Raw genomic sequence first — 6,272 nt, 5'->3', positions numbered from 1 at the left:
TGCCCCTTTAGAAGAAAAAGGTGTGGCGGCTTATGCTGAGCTAGAAAAGAAAAGTATTGACTACGCTTTGATGGAAAAAACACAGCTAGCTTATGTTTTACCAGCCTCCTTTGGTTGGGATGATTTGGGAGATTGGAATGCCTTAGAACGCCTGCATAATAGCGATGGTAAAAATGTGGCTATGGCTAATCATGTGGAACTGGATACTGAAGGAGCAATTGTCTACTCTAGTAGTGACGATGAAGTGATTGTTACTATTGGTTTAGACGATGTGCTAGTGGTACGCGATCGCAATGCTACGTTAATTGCAAAAAAAGACCGTACCCAGGACATAAAAAAAGCTATAAAACTTATACAAAATAATTCCAAACTTCAAGATTTTTTGTAATTAATTACTCCTAAAATTCCTAGGTTTAACCCCATTATAATTACGATTAACGTCAGAGTTAGCCAGAATATATAGTTCAGCCTTTTATCATTATTTATGAGTCAGTGGTGCTCTTAATTTCCTGACTAATTTATTTAATCTTAAGTATAAAAAACTATAGATAAAACATAGACAAAGTTAGGCAATATTCAATGAAGTGTATAAACAGGGAACAGGGAACAGGGAACAGGTAACAGGGAACAGGTAACAGGGAACAGGGAACAGGTAACATATAACCGAAAAATTATGGATTTTTCGGCAATAGTTAACAGATAATATAAATACCTAACAAACTATAACCAATAATATATTAAACTAATATCAATGTAATCAATAAAGCTAAGTATATAAACTTATTTTTTTATGTTTTGGGGCTTGGGGTTTGGGGTTTGGGGCTGCATGGGTGACTAAATTTTATGTATGCTTATTTAAAAACAACTTAGGTGTTTTGACTAGCGGAAGGTCTCTGGCTAGATTACTAACGCCTTTTTTAAAGAAATAAGGTTATCCCACTGTCAATCCTTAGCCATACACCGTTTTTTTTATTTATTAATGATTAATAGAAATGATTAATAGATAGTAAGCCAGAGAATGCGATTACAAATCCGTTGGAACACAAGTAATCCTGACCATTAAGTAATCTTGAAAAAAACGGAGATAATGCTTTGGTAGCGTGGCAGACTGGAAAACCTCTCGGGCTGTTAACTTTACCCCAATCATAAGCTAAGGTCAAACCAGAATAAATTTATCGTACTTGAGGCAACTTCCTGATACTAGAGCATCGGCTCAGTAATAGAATTTAACCGATTAACCCGATATCGTGTGCAAAAGCGGGTCTACCATCTCCCAGTCTCCCCATCTCCCCATCCCCATCTCCCAATGAAGCGAAGCTTCATCGCCTTTGGCGCGGCTGAGGCCTCAGCCGCGCCAAAGGCCTCAGCCCCTATTCACAATTGAAATGTGTGGCAGATTATTTTAGGGGTTGTGTGATGAAGCTTCGCTTCCGCTAAAAGCGAACAAGCTTCGCTTCTGCTAAAAGCGAACGCATCTAGTCACTTTTCTCCCTGTAACAGAAAATTGCCAATATGAGGATACTGTGAAGCCATTGCCCACTATAATAAAGTCTTGTTAAAGAGCAACTCCTATAAAAAATGGCAATTTGAGGCTCAATCCTGATTTAGATATGCAAACCGGGAATATTCCTTTGCTAAACCCAATAGCAAGCCATTATCCTGCCATTGGTTGCTAAATTGAGCAAGAGAAGTAGTTCTGCTAAGACTAAAAATCAACTGTAAAATCTATGCCAACTTTTCGTTATATATTAGCTGTAGGTGTGGGGACGGCAATTGCCTTGAGCGGCATGGAATCCGGAGCCTCAGAAGATTTATCATCAGTTACTAAGCCGACTAATAACTCAGTAGCTACACCTAACCAAGAATCCTTAACAGAAGCAGCCCCAAACCCAGAGGGAGGGGAGCTAGTGGTAGAAGTCATCAATAACACTAACCCAGCTCCCAAGCAACCAAACCAGGAGCAGTCTATTCCCTCTGTAGATTCCTCACCTTCAGAAACAGAATTAGTCCAAGAAGAATTAGTCCAAGAAATAATTGATAAAACCACCCTGCCTAGTGATCAGGCAAAGCAGGAGGAGTCGATTCCTGCTGTGGCTGAGCTAGCAGCGCCATTCGCCGAAGGCGACGCTTCGCGAACGCAATCCGTAGACGTTGGTGAGGTAATGGTGGTTGAATCTGCCACAGAGGAAAACCCTGAGTTAATGTCACAAACCTCTGGAAGCTCACCAACCCCTGGAACCTCAGCGCCAGAGTTTCTTGATCCTGACCCGAATCCTTTATCATTTCCTACCCAAAGCCAAGAAGTCCAGATCGATATTACACAGCCAATTACCCTACAACAAACTATAGAACTGGCAAAGCGTAATAATCAGGAATTACAGCAAGCACAACTTACCTTGGAACGTAATCAGTTCGTTCTCCAAGAAGCCTTAACCGCTTGGTATCCCAATTTGTCAACAACTGCGCAAATCCAATATGCACAGAGTGCATTAGGAGAGGCAGCTGCTGAGGATGCTCGTGCAACTGAAGCTCAACAGGCTGCACCACCAGAATTTCGTACTCCAGATCCTGTACCGACAGCATTTTTCAATGCAGCCCTACGGTTAGATTATAACTTATACACTGGTGGGCAACGACCAGCACAAGTCCGGCTAGCTGAGGAACAACTAAATTTGCAGCAGCTGGAGGTAGAACGCCTTTCTGAAGAGATCAGACTTCAGGTCACCCTTGCCTATTACAATTTACAAGAGAATGATGCTCTAGTTGAGATTTCCCAAGCGGCAGTCACCGAGTCCGCTCAGATTTTACGGGATACAGAGTTACTGGAACAAGCTGGCTTAGGAACCCGATTTGAGGTCTTGCAACAGCAGGTTGAGCTAGCCAATGACTCTCAAGGGTTGACCAACGCTCTGAGTAACCAGCGTATTGCCCGACGTCAGCTGGCGGAGTTATTAAACTTATCTCAATCAGCAGAAATTACTGCAGCAGATCCCATTGAAATTGCTGGAAGTTGGGATTTATCTCTAGAACAGAGCGTGATATTGTCTTATAAAAACCGATCTGAGTTAGAACAGCAACTGGTACAACGAAAGATCAACAAGGAACAGCGCAGCATTGCCCTGGCGGCGGTCAGGCCTCAGGTGAGTGTATTTGGTCAAATCGACCTAGCTGATAACTTAGATGATGTTGTGGGTTTTGGTGATGGTTATTCGGTAGGGGCAACATTCCAGTGGAATTTTTTTGATGGCGGAGCAGCGGTTGCCAGAGCAAAGCAGGAAGATATTGATGTTGCTTTAGCTGAAAGCAGTTTTGCGAACCAACGGGATCAAATACGCTTTGAGATCGAGCAAGCTTATTCTCAATTAAACTCCAATGAAGAGAGTATTGAAACCGCATCCTTTGCCCTAGAAGTAGCAGAAGAGAGTCTCCGGCTAGCTCGGTTACGATTTCAGGCAGGGGTTGGTACCCAAACCGACGTAATTAACCAGCAAACAGCCCTAACGCGGGCTAGGATTAACCAACTTAACGCAATTCTGAACTACAACCGCGCTCTGGCCAACTTGCAACGGGCAGTGAGTAATCTCCCAGACAGTAAAGTTAGTGATAATCCTTAGTATTCCATCAAAACTGAATTAAGGGGTAAACTATACTTGTCACGATTAGGCACTAGGTATTAGACCCTAAGTATTAGATCTTAGGTATTAGGTACTAGGTATTAGACCCTAGGTATTAGGTACTAGGTATTAGACCCTAGGTATTAGACACTAGGTATTAGGCGTTAAGGACTAACTTCTAATATCTAATACGATTAACCTTGCCCTAACTCGCAAAACTAAATTGACAGAATACCTGCTCTGCTTTAGAGTTAATGGTTTATGGCAAACTTAGCCATGAACCATTGACCAGGGATGCTGATTTTTTAACATTCCTTAATAAAATAGAAATACTATCAGAAAATAAGATCAGACTTGGGACAAATCATGGCTAATATCAAATTTGTCAAGGAAGACCAAGAAGTCATTGCTGCCAATGGAGCGAACTTACGAGAGAAAATGCTGCAAAATCGCATAGATCTCTACACGTTTCGGGGCAAGCTGGTGAATTGTGGCGGTTATGGTCAATGTGGTACCTGTATTGTGGAAATTGTGGCAGGGATAGAAAATCTATCCCCTAGAACTGAGGTAGAAAATCGGAAACTAAAGAAAAAGCCTGATAATTACCGATTGGCCTGTCAAGTCTTGGTGAATGGACCTGTGAGTGTTAAAACTAAACCAAGCCTGAAGAGCAAATCCCCATCTGCTGCCATCTAACCATAGCAAAGGATTTTAAGGGCTAGCTGGCGAGGGCTTGTCAGCTGAATTCCCCCTCCTGCCAGGCTTCTATTTCCATGTTCTATTTCGATTCGCCGAAGGCGACGCTTCGCGAACAGCCTTGTTAATGGTATTCTATAGCTGGTGGGTTAAAAACGATTTAGAGGAACTAATAATCATGCAAGTTAACGATCTAGGTTTTGTTGCCAGCATTTTGTTTGTGCTGGTTCCTGCGGTTTTCCTGCTAATTCTTTATATCCAAACCGCGAGTCGTGAAGGCTCAGGAAACTAGTTAACTGATCTGGTGATAATCCCCACGCCTGTACCAAAAGCCCAAGCATTGCTCCTTTCTTGATGCAGTCGCTCATGGGGGAAACCCCCAAGACCGCGCTGCATCGCTAGCCAAAGGTCAGCGTGGGATTCTTACCAGGATGAAAGTGCAAGGAATTTTTTCTATAACGTTTTCTGATTTTGTCTAATTAATTAGACTTGACACTCCCCGGTCGCGCATACGCGGGGATTCTTGGCCGTTGGCCACGCTCCGCGAACGCTCAACGACCCGACTTGCTGAACCTGGTCGGAACCAAGAACAGTAGAGGTCAGATCTCCCGAAGAGTTCGGATTAATAATCCAGGTTCCGGTGTGCCCCACCGTACCCAAGGCTTTTTTTAGGATGTTTACTGCGGCGTTGTGGTCTCGGTCTAATTTACAACCACACTTGCAGATGTGAGTTCTAGTCGATAGTGATTTCTTGACGACCTCGCCGCATTCTGAGCAATTCTGACTTGTATAGGCAGGATTTACTGCAACCGTAACCCTGCCAAATTTAGTTCCAAAATGCTCTAACCATTTCCTAAATTGATACCAACCTGCATCATTAATAGACTTAGCCAGACAATGATTCTTAACCAGATTCTTTACTCTCAAATCTTCGTAGGCGACCAAGTCGTTAGACCGGATTACGCAACGTGCCAGTCTCTTGGCATGTTCTTCACGTTGCCTACTTATTTTGAGGTGTTGTCTGCCTAGTCTATTGATAGCTTTTTTGCGGTTAGATGAGCCTTTCTTCCTCCGATAAACTCGGCGTTGATAAAATTTTAAACGCTTTTCTCCTGTTCTGTAGAACCGGGGATTGAGTTCAGTATTGCCGTCGGAATCAGTGTAGAAATCCTTCAAGCCTACATCTAGCCCGACAGTGTTCCCTGTGGGTTTCAGTTCTAAGGCCGTAGGCCACGCTTCGCGAACGTTAATATCAACTGAAACACAAAACTGTACATAGTAGCCATCAGCCCGATGTACTATCCGAACCCGCTTGAAAAGCTTCTTATCAAAGCGCCACAAGTCCCAGGTACCTTTTAGTTTAAGCTTTCCAATCCCTTTCTTGTCAGTGAAAGTGATTGACTTTTTATCAGGTGATAATTTCCAGCCACTTTGCTTGTACTCTACTGACCTGCCACGTTTTTGGAACTTAGGAAAACCTTTCTTTCCAGATACCTCCTTTTTGCAGTTGTCGAAAAACCGAGAAATTGATGACCATGCCCGTTCAGAACTAGATTGACGAGCGGTGGAATTTAACTCATTAGCAAACGGAAACTGATGGGCTAATACTTTACTGTATTTGGACAAATCGTATTTATTGATGCCCTTGTTGTCCATCCAGTAGCGGATACAACTATTTCTGATAAATCTAGCCGTCCTGATTGCCTCATCAATAGCCTGATATTGTGGCTTTTTACCGTATGCTTTAAATTCCAGAATGATCACCAGCTTCGACCTCAACTGCTTTACTTTATTCTACCAACAATAGCGAAAAATTACGGAACTTTTCTAAATATTTTTTCACGGCGGCTAAAGCCACCATCTCGCTTTCATCCCGGAGACGAAACCTTAAAATAAGGCAGCCTTAATCATAAATTTTTAACCCTTTTACCCATAGCCGACCAACCATAAAGGCTGCCTTAT

Annotated in this window: 4 protein-coding genes and 1 pseudogene; 4 read left to right on the top strand and 1 reads right to left on the bottom strand. The window is 42.7% G+C overall.

Annotated elements, in window-relative coordinates; all coding sequences use genetic code 11:
- The 4 genes and pseudogenes from F6K52_RS30330 to psbM form a co-directional block, all read left to right on the top strand.
- Positions 1–388: pseudogene (locus tag F6K52_RS30330) on the top strand (mannose-1-phosphate guanylyltransferase); the annotation flags it as partial.
- 1,339 nt (positions 389–1,727) lie between these two features.
- Positions 1,728–3,614: a TolC family protein gene (locus tag F6K52_RS30325; protein WP_293087608.1), complete on the top strand. Its 1,887-nt coding sequence runs from the start codon at positions 1,728–1,730 to the stop codon at positions 3,612–3,614.
- Positions 3,615–3,980: 366 nt separating this feature from the next.
- Positions 3,981–4,310, top strand: a complete 330-nt coding sequence (locus F6K52_RS30320) for a 2Fe-2S iron-sulfur cluster-binding protein (protein WP_293087604.1) — start codon at positions 3,981–3,983, stop codon at positions 4,308–4,310.
- Between the two features lie 178 nt (positions 4,311–4,488).
- Entirely contained in the window at positions 4,489–4,602 is a 114-nt protein-coding gene (psbM, locus tag F6K52_RS30315; protein ID WP_044495836.1) for a photosystem II reaction center protein PsbM, read from the top strand.
- 191 nt (positions 4,603–4,793) lie between these two features.
- On the opposite strand, the gene F6K52_RS30310 is transcribed toward psbM, so the two are convergent.
- Positions 4,794–6,074, bottom strand: a complete 1,281-nt coding sequence (locus F6K52_RS30310; protein ID WP_293087612.1) for a transposase — start codon at positions 6,072–6,074, stop codon at positions 4,794–4,796.
- Between the last annotated feature and the right edge of the window lie 198 nt (positions 6,075–6,272).

Source organism: Moorena sp. SIO3H5 (assembly GCF_010692395.1).
GTDB lineage: Bacteria > Cyanobacteriota > Cyanobacteriia > Cyanobacteriales > Coleofasciculaceae > Moorena.
Note: the sequence above shows the minus strand (reverse complement) of the source record. Positions and strands in the feature narration are given on the sequence as shown.

What these genes read in the sequence shown, in the direction of transcription:
- F6K52_RS30325 (WP_293087608.1), top strand. Translation starts at nt 1,728, where the DNA reads ATGCCAACTTTTCGTTATATATTAGCTGTAGGTGTGGGGACGGCAATT.
- F6K52_RS30320 (WP_293087604.1), top strand. Translation starts at nt 3,981, where the DNA reads ATGGCTAATATCAAATTTGTCAAGGAAGACCAAGAAGTCATTGCTGCC.
- psbM (WP_044495836.1), top strand. Translation starts at nt 4,489, where the DNA reads ATGCAAGTTAACGATCTAGGTTTTGTTGCCAGCATTTTGTTTGTGCTG.